This is a genomic window from Paenibacillus sp. 11B (assembly GCF_030487755.1).
Lineage (GTDB): Bacteria > Bacillota > Bacilli > Paenibacillales > Paenibacillaceae > Paenibacillus > Paenibacillus vandeheii.
The window spans coordinates 1149352-1169386 of sequence record NZ_JAUKNS010000004.1 but is presented as its reverse complement, the minus strand read 5'-3'; the positions used below and the strand labels follow the sequence as shown (position 1 = coordinate 1169386).

Sequence of the window (20035 nt, the reverse complement as noted above, 5' to 3'; positions counted from 1 at the left end):
TAATTCATTTCTTCTACGCTCTATTTAATATAGATGCCCCTAATTGGGTATTCATCTCTATATTAACTAGCTCTTTATATCAAGATTGAAATCTTTCCCCTTCTAATTCCTGCTATCCGCTTGCTTCTCATACTTTACTTATAGACATCCATTAAAAAAGCCATTCCTATTCGGAAAGGCTTTTTTCTCATATATGAGCTGATAAATGGATTAGCCGATGACTTCCTGGATGTGGAGCTGTCTTTGCTGCATCAAATTAATAATCGTTCCTTCTACCGATACCATTGGTCTTGTAGGGTGATCCCGATCCGAGAATATGATCTCACCAATTTGATTATTGCTGAGCCTCACTCGGATACCATTATGGATCTGTGTAGAACGCTGAATGAATACATTCACGATAGCAGGGTCCAATTTGCCAAATGCCTCACTCTGAATTTGTTCCAGAACTAGGTATGGTGACTGCGCCTTACGATAGATCTTCTCCAGAGTCATGGCGTGAAAGATATCAGCGATGGCTACAATCTTGGCATAGATATGAATTTGCGTGCCGCTGAGCTGCAGCGGGTAACCTGATCCATCCACTTTTTCATGATGCTGCAACGCTGCGAGTCTGGCTCCTTCATTGATGGCCTTTGCTTGTTTCAGCACCTGATAGCCATATTTCGTATGCTGCCGGATCTCTGCCTGCTCTGAGGCAGTTAACGTTGATGGTTTATGGAGGATCTGTGGGTCTACTTTGCTATTACCGATATCATGGAACAATCCTGCAAAAGCTACCTGCATCCAGTCCTTAGACGGCAAATCCATCCACTGGGCCAATTGATAGGATGTCATGGCACTCAATACGGCATGGTGATATACATAATCATGTTCTTGAATAACTCGTGGACTAAAAGTAAGCACATTATATTGTTTGAGATGAACAAACAATGCCTCAAGCTGTGTACGCAGCTCATATACAGGTAATTCAGCCGCTAAGGAGGACAGGAAAGCCTTTTTGGTCAATCCAACCATCTTTTCATACTCTTCGTGCAGGGACGGTAATACCGGGGTTGAGACTGCGCTGCCGCCTTTGCCTGCCCGTTCTCCGTTCTTCTCATTACCTGCATGGCCTGAAGACGTGGATGTAGCCTTAGAAACTGTACTGCTTGTCCCCGTTCTCTCTTGCTCGATGTCTACTTGATGAATCATAAAAGCTCTGAGCACTTCTACATCTTTGGGCAAAATGACTTTGCCTTTCTGAAACAAAACATTCCCACGAAACGTTTGCACGTCATTTCCCAGTTTAAGTCCTGGTTTGACTTCTGACAGGGTGATTAAGCCCATGTAAATTCCCCCCACTCCTCGTTTTTCTATGATGAAACAAGACCATAGTCCCGGTTTTTCACGTTAATTCCCATTATATTACTCAATAATCAGGCTGTACATCCTATATTTCCAGGAGAGAGGTCCTGAAGCTGTGAAAGTAACAAAGGGCCCCCATATGGGAGCCCTCCAACTTCATTGCAATCATAAAATGATTTTCGTTATAGAAAAATGGATCCTATGCTTCGGAACCTGAATCATCGCCCTCAACTTCAGCATCGGAAACCGAGCCCTCATCCAGAGTTGACTCTTGACCTTCAGAATCAGAGGATTCCGCACCTTCAATCCATTCTTCGTCTTCAGGTTCTTCCTCATTCTTGTCAATTCGGCTGACTGTAGCTACGGAATCTTCATCGCGAATATGAATCAGCTTCACACCTTGCGTGTATCGACCCATGGTGGATATGCCTTCCATACTCATCCGAATGAGCGTACCGCTGGAAGTGATGATCATCAGATCCTCTTCCGTCTTAACCATTTTCAGGCTAACTACTGCACCATTTTTATCTGTGACGTTAATGGTTTTAATCCCTTTACCGCCACGAGTCTGCATCCGATAATCGCTGACAGGGGTACGTTTACCGTAACCTTTGGCTGTAACAATCAGAACATCCAGCTCCTGATCCACAACGTCCATGCCGATTACGACATCCTGCTCATCCAACGTGATCCCTTTAACCCCGGTCGCACTCCGTCCCATGGAACGGACATTTCCTTCCGAGAATCGGATCGACATCCCGTGAGCTGTACCCATAATGATCTCTTGCTGTCCATCTGTCAGCTTAACATCAATAAGGGCATCATCATCACGCAGGGAAATCCCGATCAGACCGCCTTTGCGAATATTGGTGTAATCCTCAAGTGGCGTCTTCTTCACAACCCCTTGACGGGTAGCAAAGAACAGATACTTGTCACTTTCGAATTCCTGAACTGGAATCACGGCATTGACCGATTCACCCTGCTCGATCTGAATCAGGTTGATAATCGGCGTTCCCCGTGCTGTACGTCCAAGCTCTGGAATCTCATAAGCTTTAAGACGGTACACTTTACCTTTGTCGGTAAAGAACATGAGGTAATTGTGAGAGTTGGTCACAAACAGATGCTCAACAAAGTCAGTATCTTTGGTGTCCATACCCACTACCCCACGTCCGCCACGCTTCTGACTGCGGTATGTGGATACCGGCAGACGTTTCACATAGCCTGTATGGGTAATCGTGATGATAACCTCTTCACGTGGAATCAGATCCTCGTCCAGAATGCTCTCTTCACCTACAGTAATCTCGGTACGACGATCATCGCTGAAGCGATCACGGATTTCTTGCAGCTCCGTGCTGATAATTTCAAGCACCAGGTGCTCGTTGGCCAGAATTTCGCGATACTCCTTAATTTTGACCATCAGTTCGTTGTATTCATTTTCGATACGTTCGCGTTCCAAACCTGTAAGGCGTTGCAGACGCATATCGAGAATAGCTTGAGCCTGATCGTGACTGAGTGAGAAACGCTCGATCAGACCTTCTCTGGCTGCATCGGTATTGCTAGAAGAACGAATCAAAGCAATAATCTCGTCGATATGATCCAATGCGATACGCAAGCCTTCCAGAATGTGTGCGCGTGCTTCGGCTTTTTTCAGTTCAAACTGCGTACGTCTGCGTATAACCTCAATCTGATGCTGCAAGTAGTGATACAACACTTCACGCAGGTTCAGAATTTTAGGTTCTTTATTTACAATCGCGAGCATGTTAATCCCAAAGGTGGACTGCATCGCTGTATGCTTGTACAGGTTGTTCAGCACAACACCCGGATTCACGTCTCTGCGAAGCTCAATCACAATCCGCATACCGTTACGGTCAGACTCATCACGAAGATCCGTAATGCCATCAATCTTTTTATCACGTACCAACTCAGCAATTTTCTCAACGAGTCTTGCCTTGTTCACCTGATAAGGAAGTTCCGTAACGATAATTCGTGCCTTGTTGTTGTTCTCTTCGATGTTGGTTTTGGCCCGCATCGTTACTGAACCACGTCCGGTTTGATACGCTTGACGAATTCCGGAGCGTCCCAAAATGTAACCGGAAGTAGGGAAGTCTGGTCCTTGAATGTAATCCATCAATTCCATGGAAGTGATGTCCGGATTTTTGATCATGGCCTGTACGCCGTCAATAACCTCTCCCAAGTTGTGAGGAGGAATATTCGTCGCCATACCTACCGCAATCCCGCCAACACCATTGACAAGCAAGTTAGGAAAACGAGCTGGAAGAACGATAGGTTCACTTTCTTCACCGTCATAGTTCGGCTGGAAATCAATTGTATCCTTGTTGATGTCTCTGAGCATTTCCATTGCAATCTTGGACAACCGAGCTTCCGTATAACGCATGGCTGCTGCCATATCGCCATCCACCGATCCAAAGTTACCATGTCCATCTACGTGCATGTAGCGCAGGGAGAAATCCTGTGCCATCCGTACCATTGTTTCGTATACAGCAGAGTCACCGTGTGGGTGATACTTACCGATAACTTCGCCGACGATTCTGGCTGATTTTTTATGTGGTTTATCGGGTGTCATGCCTAGCTCGGACATTGCGTACAGAATACGCCGGTGAACCGGCTTCAATCCGTCACGCACGTCAGGTAAGGCACGGCTCACAATAATGCTCATCGCATAATCCATAAACGATTCACGCATCTCGACGCCAATATCCCGATCTTTAATCTGCGAGTTCATTTCTTCCGCCATGCTGGACCTCCTTCTTGTCCTTCAACAAACATTCCATTCGGTCATTCAAAAATCGATTATATGTGAAGAGCCTAACAAGGCTAAAACCGCACAAGGACGCTACTCTTTATTATATTACTTTCACAAAAGGTAAACAATTAAACGTCCGCTGGGCAATAGCCTTTCTTCCGGGAACTTCAGAGAGTCTGGGGGTTCGCCCTGCCTTCCTCTCCATTTGCACATACAATGCTAGAAAAAGCGGCAAATGTACTGTGTATATTCAAGCTGAAACTGTTCCCGTTCTACGATCAAACTACATCTGTGCAACAAAACCGCACAAAACGCCATATTTCTCTATTATACCACTGAAATCATCTCTTGTCCTTTGATTTCTCCGCGTCTGTCACTCTTAGAAACCCCATCATAACAGGAAAGGACTGATGGCTCTTGGGTATCCAGCGTGTCTCCAGCAAATGGACCAAGACAGCTGTGTTACAACGCAGCCGTAATGTGAATGGATATATACCGGTAACACGACAGTATAGCCGCCAAGCCCTGGAACGAATGACTGAACTATTTGAGTCAAACTATATCAAACCGGATCGGGGAACTTATGGCAATGGCGTCATGCGGGTAAAAAAAATCCGTAAATATCCACAGTCAATCCCTTCAGCCGAATCCATCATCGAGGAAACACGATCCGAAAACGTTGACGAGCAATTATCTGCTTCCAGCGATGAAATTAGCGCTGAAATCTCTGCTGCGATCCCCATGACAACATATGAGCTTCGATATGGGACCGACGAGAGATACTTCCATTCCCTAGATGAACTGGACTTGGCGCTCACTAAACGTATTCAGAAGCGTGACTACATCATTCAACAAGGCATTCCACTGATGAAGCATGATGAATTGCCTTTTGACCTGCGGGTATTAACCCAGAAAAATCTACAGCACAACTGGGAAACGACAGGCATTTTGGGAAGGATTGCTGCACCAGGCAAGATCATTACCAACATTCATGGCGGCGGACGATTGGCCACCTTTGATGAGTTGGTACGCCCTCATTTTGACAAGGATCGGTTCCAGCAACTGCGCAGTGAGCTATATCGTTTAGGCATTCATACAGCGGTACAGCTGCAGAAGTCATTTCCTAGGCTCAAAGAGATCGGGATTGATATTGCACTGGATGAAGATGGACGGCCATGGATTATTGAAGTCAACACCTTGCCAGGCATCTATGCTTTTGGCCTGTTGCCTGACAAGGAAACGTACCGGAAGATCAAACGTTACGCGAGGGCGTACGGCAGATTACCCTCCAAAAAAGGGAAGACATCTCGTACCTCCCCCAAAGCCCAGGCCCCCTCTGCCAAAAGCCGTATACACCGATAACAGCCACGCCAATGTCCAGACTAAGATTCTCTAGACTATGATCCCATAATGTAAAAAGGCGCCCTCGCAGGCGCCTTATCGAATATCGTTAGATGTCGAGGTTTTTCACGTATTTTGCATTTTCCTGAATGAAGTCACGACGAGGTTCAACATTATCTCCCATCAGGGTATCGAACATGGCATCAGCCAGCATCGCATCGCTGATGGATACTTGTAGCATCGTCCGGCTCTCAGGGTCCATGGTCGTTTCCCACAATTGTCCGGCATTCATCTCACCGAGACCTTTATAACGCTGGATGTTAAACTTCGCATTTTCGCCGAGCGTTGCAATGATTTCATCGCGTTCCTTCTCGGAGCCAGCATAACGAATCACTTTATTGCGCTCAATCTTGAACAATGGCGGTTGGGCAATGTATACATAACCTGCCTCAATGATTTTGCGCATATAGCGATAGAGGAATGTCAGAAGCAATGTCCGAATGTGGGCGCCATCGACGTCGGCATCCGTCATCAAAATAATTTTGTGATAACGTGCTTTGGCAATATCGAAGTCATCACCAATTCCGGTACCCATTGCGGTAATGATCGCTCTGATCTCCGCATTGCCCAAAATCCGGTCAAGACGTGCTTTTTCCACGTTCAGAATCTTACCACGCAGCGGCAAAATCGCCTGGAAGTGACGATCTCGTCCTTGCTTCGCTGATCCACCGGCGGAGTCACCCTCGACGATGTACAATTCACTGATTGAAGCATCCTTGGATGAACAGTCGGCCAATTTACCTGGCAAAGAGCTGACTTCGAGTGCACCTTTACGACGTGTCAGTTCACGGGCTTTACGTGCTGCTTCACGTGCACGGGCAGCTTGCAGTCCTTTTTCCAAAATGCGACGGGATACGGAAGGGTTCTCTTCCAGGAATTCCTGCAGCTTCTCAGCAAACAGGGATTCGACAATTCCGCGCACTTCACTGTTACCCAACTTGGTTTTCGTCTGTCCCTCAAATTGCGGTTCAGGGATCTTGACTGAGATGATCGCTGTTAGACCTTCACGTACATCATCCCCGGACAGGTTGCCTGTGCTGTCTTTGATTACGCCCGCTTTGCGCGCATAATCATTGATAATCCGGGTAAGAGCGCTCTTGAAGCCAGATTCATGCGTTCCGCCCTCATGTGTGTTGATGTTGTTCGCAAAAGAATAAATATTCTCGGTGTAGCTGTCATTGTATTGCAACGCCACTTCCACTTGGATGTTGTCTCTTGATCCTTCCACGTAAATCGGGTTTTCGTGCATCACTTCACGCTTCTGGTTCAGGAAGGAGACATACTCGATAATACCGCCCTCATACAGGAAAGAGTTGGTTACACCTGTACGTTCATCGGTTAAAGTCATGCCAATTCCCTTGTTCAGGAACGCGAGCTCACGAATACGAGTCAGCAAAATTTCATAGTCATACACTCTTGTTTCCGTGAAAATCTCCGGATCCGGATGGAACGTAACTGTTGTTCCCGTTTCCTCCGTTGTACCGATCGTTTTCAGATCGTACTGAGGAGCACCGCGACGGTATTCCTGTTGATACACATGGCCGTCAACCTTAACTGTAACAACAACTTTTGCTGATAGAGCATTGACGACGGATACACCCACCCCATGTAGACCACCGGATACTTTGTACCCGCCACCGCCAAATTTACCGCCCGCATGCAGAACAGTCATTACAACCTCAAGCGCAGGACGTTTCATTTTGGCATGTTCGCCGACAGGAATTCCCCGCCCATTATCGACTACAGTGACGCTGTTATCTTCATGAATAGTAACTTCGATATGATCACAATAACCTGCGAGTGCTTCGTCAATACTGTTGTCCACTACTTCCCAAACGAGATGATGCAGACCTTTGGCACTGGTGGAACCAATATACATCCCCGGTCGTTTACGTACGGCTTCCAGCCCTTCAAGTACCTGAATTTCATCTGCACCATATGACGGTTGATTCATAGACATGCCTTTCACCTACTTCTATAGATTCAATATCGTAAATATGCGTTAACTAAGAATGCATGCTGAAACGAACAAATCCCCTTAATTCCAGTAAGCAATCTAAATAAAAACAAGCAGCAAAAGGTACAATAACTCGTACCGCCGATAGGCTAGAGATCAGGAAAAATGTGAGCTCGCTTCTTGAGCGTAGCTGAGGAAATAGGCGAGTAGTACACAATGTTTTTGGTCACAACAATGGACTTGGCTTCCTCTTCGCCAATATGCTCCACTGTTTTTTCCTGCTCGGCATGCGTGACATACTGCTTGGAGATTTTTGAGGATTTTTCAATCGATATATCAAAAATAGCAACCAATTCGGAAGAACGGATGATCTTCTCACCGCCCAGATGAATGTACATAAGCCCTCACTCCTTAGCGTTCAACCTGTCCGGCATGAACGTGATAAATACTGGCATCCTTGAGTTTGTCAACGTTCAGACTCTCGATACCGGTAGCCGTAATAAAGGTTTGCACCTTGCTCTGGAACGTTTCGATCAGCTGCGTCTGACGAAAAGGATCCAGTTCAGACAGTACATCGTCCAGCAGCAGGACCGGATATTCTCCGATTTCTTCGTGAATCAGTTCAATTTCCGCAAGTTTAAGGGACAACGCCGTTGTGCGCTGCTGCCCCTGCGAGCCATACGTTTGTACTTCCCGATCGTTAATGAAAAAGGACAGGTCATCCCGATGCGGCCCACTAAGCGTTGTGCCTCGGCGAATCTCCTGCTCTTTCATTTGTGATAATTTTATCATAAATTGGTCCATTAAGACAGCTTCATCTTCCTCAGCGGCTTCGCTGAAGGAAGGAAGGTAGGCCAGGCGCAGGACTTCTCCGCCTCCGGTGATGCCCTGATGAATCGTTTCGGCCCACTTTTGAAGTTTCTTTATGAATTGTTTCCTTTTTTTGACGATTTTAACACCGTGCTCCACCAGCTGTTCATTCCACACCTCAAGCATGGTCTGGGCTGAAGCATTCTGTCCCCATAATTGCTTGAGCAGATTGTTACGCTGGACGAGCACTTTTTGATATTGCTGCAAATGATACAGGTAGCCCGGAGCCACTTGGCCAATCTCCATGTCAAGAAACCGACGGCGGACCCCCGGTGTGCCTTTCACAATCTCGAGATCTTCCGGTGCAAACATCACCACATTGAGCGCTCCGACAAAATCACTCAGCTTGCGCTGTTCCAGTCCGTTGATTTTTGCTTTTTTGCCTTGTTGCGACAAAGATAGCTCGAGCTTGACTGATCCGTACTTTTTGTCGACCTCTGCTGCAAGCCTGGCACGTTCTTCACCGAAACGAATCAGTTCCTTGTCGCGGGATGTACGGTGGCTCTTGGTGAGTGCAAGCACAAAAATGGCTTCTGCAAGATTGGTCTTGCCTTGGGCATTTTGCCCGATTAATAGATTCACAGGACCAAAAGAATCCAGTCTCAGATGTTCATAATTGCGGAATTGCTGCAGATCTATGCTGTTCACAAACACGCGGTAACCTCCCTTTTATCCCGTCCGTCAGGAGGCAGCAGGATCTAACTGGTCTTCTTATTGTGCAACAACTTCGAACGAACCTTCTCCGTCCACCTCAACGATATCCCCAGGGTATAACTTGCGTCCCCGGCGTTCCTCAGGTTCTTTATTCACACGTACAAGTCCGTCCTGAAGCAGAGCTTTGGCCATACCTCCGGTTGGGATGCAATCGGCCAGTTTCAAAAATTGGTCAAGCTTAATATATTCCGTACGTATCGCTACTTGGTTCACTATGATCTTCCTCTCGTTAGTTGGTCGTCCGGTAAGGCAATATGACGTACAAGCTGTGACTGTCGTCCAGCGGTTTCAGGATGATCGGGCTCATGACGCCAGTAAAAGCGATCATCAGCTGCTCACTCTCCACCACTTTCAGCACATCCAGCATATATTTGGAGTTGAACGAGATTTTCAGCGGTTCGCCGTTAAAGTCGGCAGGTTCGATCTCTTCTCTTACTTTTCCCAACTCGGAAGAGCTTGATGAAATTTCGATCGATCCGGAATCCATCGTTTGCATCCGCACAATGTTTGTTTTTTCTTCACGCGACAGCAAATAAGCCCGGTCGATAGATTCGCTTAATTTTCTGGTATCCAAAACAAGTTCTGTTTTGTACGAAGTCGGAATAATTCTAGAAGTATCCGGATAAGTTCCGTCCAAAATACGTGAATAGAACAGAACACGGTCGATTTTGAACAGGACTTGATTGTCAGCGACAACGATATCCACAAGTGTATTTTGATCCGGCACAATTTTGCTGAGTTCGTTCAGCGTTTTACCCGAGATCACGACATTGTTGAATCGCACACCTTCTGCATTATCCAGCATTGCTGAACGAGTAGCAAGACGGTGGCGGTCCGTTGCCACAAATTTCAGTTCATTGTCACCCAAACTCCAGAGTACACCTGTCAGAATCGGCGTGGTTTCATGGGTGGAAATGGAGAATACGGTTTGTTTAATCATATTTTTGAGCAAATCTCCTGGGATGGAGACGGTTTGGTTTTCTTCGATGCTTGGCAATACTGGGAATTCTTCCGGATCAAGACCAACGAGTTGAATTTCGGTAGCTCCTGCGGAGATAAAGGTGTTGAAGTTTTCTTTTACCTCCATGTGCACTTCTTGCGAAGGCAGCTTTTTGATGATCTCGACAAAAAACTTGGCTGGCAGTACAACACTACCTGGTTGTTCTACCTGAACCACACTTTTATCTCCATCTTCAAGCGGGATGAAGGATTGAATTGAAATATCGGTGTCGCTTGCTGTCAACGTCACACCTTGATGATTAACGTCGAATTTGATACCGCTCAGAATCGGAATTGTCGTACGGCTTGAGATGGCTTTGGAAACTTGCTGGATGGATTCGTTCAAGTAGCTTTTCATTATGCTGATTTTCATGGTTTCACTCCTAGCGGGTTTTTTGGGTGTTGAGGTGTTGAAATGTGTTTTTCAAAAGGCCGGAGGCCGAGCTTCAAAATCGCTTATTTGGAGATGATATCTTTTAGATCTTTATAGTAATAATAGTAATAGGGGCACTGAATATGTGGATAAGTGGGTATAAACCCATAAGCCCAAGCCTATCCACATGTGTATACGTTGTGCACAGGCTTGGGACTTATTCAGGTTGGATTCTTGATTTTTTCGGTTAAGTTGTTGATAACTTTATAGAGATCCTGATCGACTTTAATCGCTTGGGAGATCTTTTCATGCGCATGTATGACCGTGGTGTGATCTCGGCCTCCGAATGCTTCCCCAATCTTGGGCAGAGAGAAGTCAGTTAGCTCACGAGAGAGATACATGGCGATCTGTCTTGGAAAGGCAACAGCCTTGGTCCGCTTCCGTGCTTTGAAATCTTCAAGCTTAAGGCTGTAATACTCGCCGACCTTTTGTTGGATGTCGTGAATAGTGATCATTTTCGGACGACTGGAAGGAATAATATCCTTCAGTGCTTCAGCTGCCAGATGAGTGGTTACATCTTGATTCGTCAACGAAGAATAGGCAACAACCCGAATCAGGGCACCTTCCAGTTCGCGAATATTGGTATCAATCTGGTTGGCGATGTACATCATCGCCTCATTCGGGATATCCAGATTTTCCGCACGCGCTTTTTTACGCAAAATCGCAATCCGTGTCTCCAGATCTGGAGGCTGGATATCCGTAATTAGCCCCCATTCAAAACGGGAACGAAGCCGTTCTTCCAGGGTCGGAATTTCCTTCGGCGGTCTGTCGCTGGAGATGATGATCTGTTTCCGTTCCTCATGCAGCGCATTAAACGTATGGAAAAATTCCTCTTGCGTCGATTCTTTTCCCGCCAAGAACTGAATATCATCAATGAGCAGAATATCGACACTACGGTATTTGTTACGGAAGCTCTCCCCGCGGTTGTCACGGATTGAGTTAATGAATTCGTTCGTGAATTTCTCAGATGACAAATAAACAACTTTGCTGCCCGGATCATGCTCCAGGACGTAATGCCCGATTGCATGCATCAAGTGAGTTTTTCCGAGACCTACCCCTCCATAGAGAAACAGAGGATTGTATGCTTTGGCGGGCGCTTCAGCGACCGCCAGCGATGCGGCGTGGGCAAAACGGTTGCCCGGCCCAATGACAAATGTATCGAATGTATATTTTGGATTCAGCATGCTGAGTACCGCTTCTTCCTGAACAACTGTAGGCGTTGGCGCTGGCAGTTGAGGATCCGGTTCAGCAGGCTTGTTCTCCTCGATGACAAATTTCACATCGACCTGTTTGCCAAGCAGCTCATATACCGTCGATCCGACCAGTTTGGTGTAACGGCTCTCCAGCCATTCGACGGCAAACGTGGTTGGTGCGGATATGACGATCGAACGATCATTCAGCTTGGTCGCTTTGGTTGCTTTGAACCAAGTGTCAAAGCTGGGTTTGCTGAGCTTGTTTTGTATAATTGATAAAATTTGCTGCCATAAATCAGAAGTATGGCTGTCCACAGACTGTCACTCCTTTTACATGTTCCAAGTGTGGCTTAAGCCATGATGCAGTGTCGAAATACGAGATATATTGTTGAATTTATCCCCAAACCCCCGCAGGTCGAAAACAAAAAAAGAATGAACAACGGAAAATTGTTCACAACTTTATCCACAGGCTGTTGATAATATTATGGGTCAGATCACATATTCACATCCAAAAGTAATACAATCATAGCAAAAGAAGCCCGGCATTTCAATGTATCACGTGATTTTATCCACAAATTCAATAACTTGTGTATAATTTTTAATCACAACACAATATATTGTTTATAAATTGTTTAACTTTCGACAAGATGACCCAAAAACCCAAATTATTTTATACACAGGTTATTCGTCAAATAATGCTGAATTGTGTGTAAAAGTATTCTCGGTTTGTGAATAACCTCTCTGTGGATAACCGTAAAGTGAAAATGGTCGTATTGGGGATTTACAGGAGGGTGCCTCTTCATGCTCGTTTTCCTTTTTTCGAAAAGCGGAATGGAGGAACGACAAAATGAATGGGATGGGAGATCAAGGAGAGGCCTGATAGTACTTGAGGAGCGTTTACTGATTTGTATGAACTGAACGAAGAATTTATTCCTAAAAGAGGTAGGATGGATATACGCGCAAACATTGAAGATGGAGGTGACTCCATTGCAGCAGATTGGTTTATGCCAAAAAGAGGTTGTTCTTTAAGACCGAAATGGTGGTCAAAGAGAACAACCTCTTTTTGGTGGTTATAAGAGGAGGATTTACTCGATATGAGCAGAAAATTTACGCTGGAATTCCGCGATGTCTGCATATTCTTCTTCCAATTTTCGCGAAATGCGAATAAAGATGGGGAGCAGCTCCCGGTAGATCGATGCATGTTCTTTGATAGGGGTATGCTTGTGCGTTGTACCTACCATAGATGAAACGGCATGAAGCGACTTAATTCGCCCTGTAGCATAGAGACCGAGCACAACGGCCCCTAGACAGGAACTCTCGAAGCTCTCGGGCACAATGACTTCCTGGTTGAATATATCGGACATCATCTGACGCCAGAGTGGGGAACGAGCGAAACCACCGGTTGCCTGAATGGAGGTTGGTTGTCCGATCTGTTCTTCCATGGCCAGCAGTACCGTATACAGGTTGAAAATAACCCCTTCCAGCACAGCACGGATCATATGCTCTTTCTGATGGTGAAGGGTCAAACCAAAGAAGGAACCTCGGGCGTCCGGATTCCATAAAGGGGCACGTTCCCCTGAAAGGTACGGATGGAATAGAAGTCCTTCCGAACCGGGGCTAACGCGTTCAGCAATTTTGGTGAGTACATCATAGGAATTGATGCCGAGCCGTTTGGCTGTTTCCACTTCCGAGGCAGCGAATTCGTCTCGTACCCAGCGGAAAAGCATGCCACCGTTATTCACAGGTCCTCCGATGACCCAAAGATTCTCGGTGAGGGCGTAACAAAAGGTTCTGCCTTTCGGATCGGTAACGGGACGGTCCACAACGGTGCGGATGGCACCGCTGGTGCCGATCGTTGCTGCCACAACGCCAGGCTCAATGGCATTCACGCCCAGATTGGACAAAACCCCGTCACTTGCACCGATGACGAAGGGTGTAGAGGGGGAGAGAGCCATTTTTTCAGCCCATGTCCGATTCATTCCTTCTATAGTATGTGTGGTCGGGACGAGTTCCGATAGGTGGTCAGCTGTAATGCCTGCAACCTCAAGAGCTTCGGCATCCCAATCCAGTTGTTCCAGATTGAGCAGGCCGGTACAGGAGGCGATGGAGTGATCCACGACATATTGACCAAACAGTCGGAAGAACAAATATTCTTTAATAGAAATAAATTTGGCCGTGCGTTGAAAAAGTTCAGGTTCATCATGGCGCAGCCACATTAATTTGGTCAGTGGCGACATGGGATGAATCGGTGTACCTGTTCGCGAATAGATCCGATGTCCCAGTCCATTCTCCTGCAGTTTGGCAGCCCAAGCTGCACTCCGGTTATCAGCCCAAGTGATGCAGCGGGTGAGGGGAGTATCATCCTGCCCCATCGCAATGACACTGTGCATGGCAGAGCTGCAGGATACGAACATAATTTGTTCCGCAGTTACGCCACTATTATCCATCACGCCGCGTACGGAGCGAAGGGCAGCTTGCACAATTTGTTCAGGATCCTGCTCAGCTACATCCGGAGCTGGGGTGTATAAAGGATATTCCTGAGTTGATGTGCTTACCACTTCACCCTGTTCCGTAAATAGTACGGATTTGGTACTGGTTGTACCAATATCCATACCAATCATATAGTTGTTCATATTACATAAACCTTCTTTCTTTTGAACCCGTAAAATTAAACCCCTAAGTGTGTGAATTTAAATTCTTCTTCTATATAGATATTCAATTTACAGGACTGTATTTAGCAGCAAAATAAAGATCAGTCCAACGACAGATAGTAGTGTTTCCATAACGGTCCACGTCTTCAACGTCTGTGAGACGCTCATATTGAAGAATTCCTTGATCATCCAGAAGCCTGCGTCATTCACGTGGGAGAGAACAAGTGAACCTGCACCGGTAGCGAGTACAACCAGCTCAATATTGGCACCTGGTGTTAGTGCAAGTACAGGAGCTACAATACCAGCAGCTGTCGTCATCGCAACAGTCGCTGAACCGGTAGCAACCCGAATGAGTGCGGCTACAAGCCAGGCGAACAGGATTACATTAATATTGGCATGTGTGGCGACCTCAGCAATGGCATTACCTACACCACTGTTAATCAACACCTGTTTGAAAGCACCGCCTCCGCCAATAATGAGAATGATGGTCGCCGTAGGCGCCAGACATTCACTGGTGAAGCGGGAGATGTCATGTTTGTTGAACCCGCGTGAGAATCCGAGTGAAAAGAGGGCGAACACGACAGAGATCAGCAAAGCTATAATTTCATGGCCGATAAATTCACAGAAAACGGTAAATCCGCTTGTGGCGTCCGGGTCTACGATATTGGCGATAGAGCCAATGAGCATTAGAATGACCGGCAGCAAGATGGTAAACAAGGTTATTCCGAAACCAGGCAGGTCGTTACTTTTTTTCGTAGCGAATTGTTCAGCCAACTCTGCAGGCGGTTCGGTATGTATTCTTTTACCGATAAATTTACCAAACAGGGGGCCAGCAATAATGGCGGTAGGGATACCTACAATAAGAGAGTACAAGATCGTTTTACCCAAATCGGCGCTGAACGCTTCGATGGCAATCATGGGTGCCGGATGAGGTGGAACCAGACCATGTACAGTAGAGAGACCTGCCAAAATCGGAATACCGATCTGCAGCAGCGACATATTGGTTTTACGTGCAACGGTGAAAATGATCGGGATCAGCAGAATGACGCCGACTTCGAAGAATACAGGAATACCGACGATAAAACCGACAATCATCATCGCCCAGTGCACACGTTTCACACCGAAACGATCCACAAGTGTGGTAGCTATACGTTCGGCTCCGCCGGATTCAGCCATCATCTTACCAAGCATGGTGCCCAGACCGATAACGATGGCGATCGTTCCAAGTGTGCCGCCAAGTCCGCCAGTAATAGAAGTAATTACGTCTGCAGGCTTCATACCCGCGAGTAAACCAAGCATTAATGCCGATAACAAAAGAGTAATGAAAGGATTCCATTTATATTTGGAGATCAATACGATTAGAAATACAATTGCAATCAATGTCCAGACCAATAATGTTGCATTGTGGGATAGCCCAAAAAGAGTGCTCATGAGGTTTGCTCCTTTTTTATGATATATAGCGCTTACAACTGATCTAGGATCAGGTGGAGGGAATTTGCTCTACGTTTCATGTAGCGTGGGATGCTTAAATCCTCCTTAATATGCCCCAAAAAATTGAAACAAATCGCATTTTGTATACTTGTCGACAAGTTGGAGAGCAATCATTCACAATGGATATGATTGCAAACTCCCTGCACGCTATGCCATCAAGTGAATGAAATTTCACCACCGTTTCATTAGGAATCAAAGCTTTCGTGCAGCGTCTGGCCTGAATCCTGGAAATACGTGCGGACTCCAGATTGAATCCGTGTCTTGTCGCCTGATTCAAGGGCCTCAATTAGCAGACGGTGTTTTTCAATAACAGCGCTTACTTTCTGCTCGCCCTGAATAAATACCCTGCGGGTGGTGAGCAGCATGACTGTCATGACAACATAACGAATGCTTCTCCATAGATGTAGAATACGGGAATGCTGGGCGGCTTCAATTATGGTCTCGTGAAAGATCAGATCCTGATAAGCGAATTCAACCGCATCTTGGTGGCGTCCAGCCAAATCCATTTTGTCTATTACATTACGAAGCTGGGTAATCAATTGTTCTGGCACATCCCCGGCAAGTCGCTGCTGTACAAAACTTTCAATCAGGAAACGGACGTCATACAATTCCTCGACATCTTTAATTTTCAATCCAATGACAACGACACCCATACGCTCCAGCCGAATAAGTCCTTCATTCGACAATGTTCTTAATGCTTCACGTACAGGTGATCGACTGCTGTCAAAATCAGCGGCAATCCGATTTTCTGACAAAATTTCGCCAGGGCGAAGGGTTCCGCTAATGATCCGCAGCCTTAATTCGCAGGCAATGGCTTCCCCGCGGGAAGCTCCCTGAAGCCAGGATGATGGAAACAGCATAATGGCTAACGCTCCTATTATAAGTAATCAGTTCAATACTGATCATAGCACAACTATTTTGTGGATTGAGCATAATGAATTAATCCTTATAACGAGAATAAATGCCAGCTTCTCTGTGCGCGTGCAGAATATAGGAACGTCATACTGTTTCCAATGGATTTTTCAAAGAGCTTGAGGACGTAATGTCTTCTCTTAGATAAGGCTAGATATTTACTTCATTTTGGATGAGTATACTTGTATACAAGATGTGATTTTTTTATCCTACACCTTTCTTGAAAACTTGTAAACCATAATAATAAAGCGGATACATTAAATTTTAAGAATATCATTTTCTAAAGCCAAAATTCATTGGGCTCTTAAGTTATAACTATCTATAGCTAACTACTACAGTCTTCAGAAACGTATCTATATTAACCGAAATTAGAGCTAGTGAAACAAACTTGAATCGGCAAATATTCCTTATCCACATGTGAATAACTTGGAAATAATAATCAAACTTAAATTGAAGGGGTTTAAAGGGTGTGGATAACCGTATAAATCGATTTTTGGTGAATGAAACGGGACTTGGGGATAACTTTTGAAGCTTCTACATGCTGCTGTAAGAAGGTTGTAAACAGGGGGACGTATCCATGGCCGTTAAAACTGGGTGGAATAGGTATTAAAAGGAGAAAGGAGGCAAGAGGCTCACAGTTGACTTTTCCAGGTGTTCGTGGTTAAATGTATAAAGGTGTTTTCTGTGAAGATGAAAGTGATTCATCACATAAGTATTTCCTTGTAAGGAGGTGCAATACATTGAGACCTACATTCAAACCGAACGTTAGCAAACGTAAAAAAGTTCATGGTTTCCGGAAAAGAATGAGCACGAGCAACGGACGTAAAGTTCTGGCTGCACGTCGCCTTAAAGGCCGTAAAGTCCTGAGTGCTTAATGCATGTGAAGACCACCGAGGTGGTCTTTTTTTTCTTAAATAGGTCATTTCAGACTGGATGCTGGTATAGGTCAGGTCTGAATTGGCTGCGCAAAAGCATAAGTGCATATTGATGCTCAATGAATGAGATGTCCGTTTTTTCGAAAACGTTCCTTATATAATGAAGTTGCCGCCAAGACGGTTTATCGTTATTCAAGAAAGCCTATACTAAATCAGTAATGAGGCCTTCGTCAATAATGTTGGTGGAAAACAGCAAGGAGAAGCGCCGTGTATAAAAGACTGCGTTTACGAAACCGGGCGGACTTTAGCCGCGTATACCGGTATGGGAAATCGTTTGCAAATCATCAGTTTGTGGTGTATGGCTGTCGCCGTAAAGATACAGAACAATTCCGAGTGGGTGTATCCTGCAGCAAGAAAATCGGAAACGCTGTCGTACGCAACCGGATGAGACGCATGATTAAGGAAATTGTACGTCACCATGAGAAAGAGATTGTCACGCAGATGGATCTGATCTTTATCGTCAGAAAAGGTGCATTGGACATGTCCTATAAGGATATGGAAAAAAGCCTGCTGCATGCGATGCGCAAGGGCTCTCTTTTGAAGTCGGGCAAGCGGTAAGCTTCGGTTTATTTGTCCTCCTAATTATGGTATGATTTACGGTGGAATGGAATGGTTAAGAGAGGGGTTATGAAGTGTCGCGATTGAAGACATCAAAGGGGAAGTGGATTCTCCTCATTGCAGTCATTGCAATGGTCACCGTACTGGCCGGGTGTACTCCGCAAGGTTCAGGGGTTACTACGGAAGATCTAAGAAACAGTGAATCATTCTGGCAAGCCAATGTTATTTATTGGTTCTCACTGGCGCTCGATACATTCGCCAACTGGTTTAACGGTGAATATGGACTGGCCGTCCTTGTGATGGTGTTAATTGTACGGACGTTAATCTTGCCGCTGACAATGAAGCAGGTTCGCAGCTCCAAGGCGATGCAGGCTATTCAGCCGCAGTTGAAAGAAATTCAAGCCAAGTATAAAGATACACCTGAGAAAGTTCAACAAGAAACAATGAAGTTGTTTCAGGAGAACAAAGTTAATCCGATGGCGGGTTGTTTACCACTTCTGATTCAGATGCCGATTTACATCGCACTTTATAACTCAATTTACGGAAACTCGAGTCTGAGAACACATGATTTCTTGTGGCTTCAACTCGGATCGCCGGATCACCTGTTTATTCTTCCAGTGCTGGCTGCCATCACAACATTCGTGCAAACGTGGATGATGATGCGCATGAATCCTGCACAGCAGGTTGGACCGATGCAGTTCATGCTGTGGGTGTATCCGATATTGATCTTCGTCATGTCGTATCAATTCCCGGCTGCATTGCCGTTGTACTGGTTCTACAGTAACATCTACACGATCGTGCAAAACTATTTCCTTTACCGGAATAATGATAAAGTCGTGGCTGAGGTCAACGTGAAGCAGAGCAGCTCTTCTAGAAATGGAAATGGAGCTAAACGCAAAAACGGTGGCAAGGCAACTGTCTCTGGAAAAGGGTCGAAAGGGGCCAAAAAATCGAAATGACCAAAGTCATTGCGTCAGGAAAAACCGTTGAAGATGCTGTAAACCAAGGATTGGCTGAGCTTGGCGTGAGCCGGGACAAGGTCGAGATACAAGTGTTAGAGCAGCCGTCAAAAGGATTCCTGGGTTTGATCGGGGTAAAGGCCGCTAAAGTGGAAGTGAAACTTCTGTCTGTGCCTGAACCTGTTTCACAGCCGATCATGCCGGCCGCACAGGTACCTCAGGTTGAAGCAACACTTGAGGGTGTGGCTGCTAAAAATCCCTATGAGGAAGCGGCTGCTTTCTTAAAAGAAGTGGCAGCAGGTATGGGACTGGATGTTGAAGTGCATATCAAAAAACAGCGTGATGGACATATCTTCAATATTGCCGGTGAAGACCTGGGCATGATTATTGGCAGACGTGGACAGACACTGGATGCCCTTCAATATTTAACAAACATTGTAGCCAACCGTTATTCGGAAAGCTTCGTTCGCATCGTTCTCGATGCTGAGAACTTCCGCCAACGTCGACGCAAGACGCTGGAGGATCTGGCTGAACGTTTGGCTGGACAGGCGATTCGCACCGGCAAGGAAGTTGTGCTGGAGCCTATGCCTCCGCTCGAACGCAAAGTCATTCATGCGAAACTGCAAAATCACTCGCAGATTAAGACATACAGCAAGGGCGAGGAGCCCAATCGGCGCGTGGTCATTACGACGAAATAACACGAAATTGAAGACGCAATGGCTTCCTGCTCGGTGCAGAAGCCATTGCTTTTTTCGTACAGAAGTATATTTTACAGAACCAAAAAGCGGTTTTAATAAAGTCATTTAAAGATTGAATGATGCGGTTAGAAGCATTGTGAACTGAACTTATAT

The 20035-nt window shown here is 45.8% G+C and carries 17 protein-coding genes; 6 read left to right on the top strand and 11 right to left on the bottom strand.

The genetic code is table 11. The annotated features are described in order from the left end of the window. Window positions 1-210 precede the first annotated feature (210 nt). The gene (locus Q0V21_RS22155; RefSeq protein WP_079348454.1) at window positions 211-1329 is read right to left on the bottom strand and encodes an HD-GYP domain-containing protein; all 1119 of its coding nucleotides are present in this window, start codon (window positions 1327-1329) and stop codon (window positions 211-213) included. A gap of 217 nt (window positions 1330-1546) precedes the next feature. Continuing rightward, window positions 1547-4102 carry a DNA gyrase subunit A gene (gyrA, locus tag Q0V21_RS22150; RefSeq protein ID WP_285076443.1) on the bottom strand — a complete coding sequence of 852 codons (2556 nt, stop codon included), beginning with the start codon at window positions 4100-4102 and terminating at the stop codon, window positions 1547-1549. A gap of 426 nt (window positions 4103-4528) precedes the next feature. On the opposite strand from gyrA, the gene Q0V21_RS22145 reads away from it, so the two are divergent. Then, complete coding sequence (locus tag Q0V21_RS22145) at window positions 4529-5473, top strand: YheC/YheD family protein (RefSeq protein ID WP_079348450.1); 945 nt, start codon at window positions 4529-4531, stop codon at window positions 5471-5473. A gap of 88 nt (window positions 5474-5561) precedes the next feature. On the opposite strand, the gene gyrB is transcribed toward Q0V21_RS22145, so the two are convergent. The 6 genes from gyrB to dnaA form a co-directional block, all read right to left on the bottom strand. Beyond that, entirely contained in the window at window positions 5562-7472 is a 1911-nt protein-coding gene (gyrB, locus tag Q0V21_RS22140; RefSeq protein ID WP_024629509.1) for a DNA topoisomerase (ATP-hydrolyzing) subunit B, read from the bottom strand. A gap of 146 nt (window positions 7473-7618) precedes the next feature. Beyond that, window positions 7619-7867 (bottom strand): extracellular matrix regulator RemB, encoded by a 249-nt coding sequence (remB, locus tag Q0V21_RS22135; RefSeq protein WP_017691405.1) that lies wholly within the window; start codon window positions 7865-7867, stop codon window positions 7619-7621. Window positions 7868-7880: 13 nt separating this feature from the next. Further along, window positions 7881-8993 carry a DNA replication/repair protein RecF gene (recF, locus tag Q0V21_RS22130; RefSeq protein ID WP_024629510.1) on the bottom strand — a complete coding sequence of 371 codons (1113 nt, stop codon included), beginning with the start codon at window positions 8991-8993 and terminating at the stop codon, window positions 7881-7883. 57 nt (window positions 8994-9050) lie between these two features. After that, window positions 9051-9266 (bottom strand): S4 domain-containing protein YaaA, encoded by a 216-nt coding sequence (yaaA, locus tag Q0V21_RS22125; protein ID WP_024629511.1) that lies wholly within the window; start codon window positions 9264-9266, stop codon window positions 9051-9053. A gap of 16 nt (window positions 9267-9282) precedes the next feature. Next, window positions 9283-10425 (bottom strand): DNA polymerase III subunit beta, encoded by a 1143-nt coding sequence (gene dnaN / locus Q0V21_RS22120; protein WP_024629512.1) that lies wholly within the window; start codon window positions 10423-10425, stop codon window positions 9283-9285. Window positions 10426-10646: 221 nt separating this feature from the next. Further along, window positions 10647-11993, bottom strand: coding sequence for a chromosomal replication initiator protein DnaA (gene dnaA, locus Q0V21_RS22115; RefSeq protein ID WP_024629513.1), 1347 nt, complete (start codon window positions 11991-11993; stop codon window positions 10647-10649). A gap of 590 nt (window positions 11994-12583) precedes the next feature. Between dnaA and Q0V21_RS22110 the strand changes: the two genes are divergently transcribed. Beyond that, window positions 12584-12754: a hypothetical protein gene (locus Q0V21_RS22110; RefSeq protein WP_301880619.1), complete on the top strand. Its 171-nt coding sequence runs from the start codon at window positions 12584-12586 to the stop codon at window positions 12752-12754. A gap of 9 nt (window positions 12755-12763) precedes the next feature. Here Q0V21_RS22110 and gntK read toward each other — a convergent pair whose 3' ends face one another. From gntK to Q0V21_RS22095, 3 genes are all read right to left on the bottom strand, one after another. Next, window positions 12764-14311, bottom strand: coding sequence for a gluconokinase (gntK, locus tag Q0V21_RS22105; RefSeq protein ID WP_301880618.1), 1548 nt, complete (start codon window positions 14309-14311; stop codon window positions 12764-12766). A gap of 87 nt (window positions 14312-14398) precedes the next feature. Beyond that, window positions 14399-15760, bottom strand: a complete 1362-nt coding sequence (locus Q0V21_RS22100) for a GntP family permease (RefSeq protein ID WP_024629515.1) — start codon at window positions 15758-15760, stop codon at window positions 14399-14401. A gap of 245 nt (window positions 15761-16005) precedes the next feature. Further along, complete coding sequence (locus Q0V21_RS22095; protein ID WP_301880617.1) at window positions 16006-16680, bottom strand: GntR family transcriptional regulator; 675 nt, start codon at window positions 16678-16680, stop codon at window positions 16006-16008. 792 nt (window positions 16681-17472) lie between these two features. Between Q0V21_RS22095 and rpmH the strand changes: the two genes are divergently transcribed. The 4 genes from rpmH to jag all read left to right on the top strand — a co-directional run bounded on the left by rpmH (window position 17473) and on the right by jag (window position 19882). Next, window positions 17473-17607, top strand: coding sequence for a 50S ribosomal protein L34 (rpmH, locus tag Q0V21_RS22090; RefSeq protein WP_024629517.1), 135 nt, complete (start codon window positions 17473-17475; stop codon window positions 17605-17607). A gap of 267 nt (window positions 17608-17874) precedes the next feature. Next, complete coding sequence (rnpA, locus tag Q0V21_RS22085; protein WP_024629518.1) at window positions 17875-18225, top strand: ribonuclease P protein component; 351 nt, start codon at window positions 17875-17877, stop codon at window positions 18223-18225. Between the two features lie 74 nt (window positions 18226-18299). Continuing rightward, the gene (locus Q0V21_RS22080; protein ID WP_079348445.1) at window positions 18300-19184 is read left to right on the top strand and encodes a YidC/Oxa1 family membrane protein insertase; all 885 of its coding nucleotides are present in this window, start codon (window positions 18300-18302) and stop codon (window positions 19182-19184) included. Further along, complete coding sequence (gene jag / locus Q0V21_RS22075) at window positions 19181-19882, top strand: RNA-binding cell elongation regulator Jag/EloR (protein WP_301880616.1); 702 nt, start codon at window positions 19181-19183, stop codon at window positions 19880-19882. The genes Q0V21_RS22080 and jag overlap by 4 nt, the downstream gene beginning before the upstream one ends. Window positions 19883-20035: the final 153 nt, after the last annotated feature.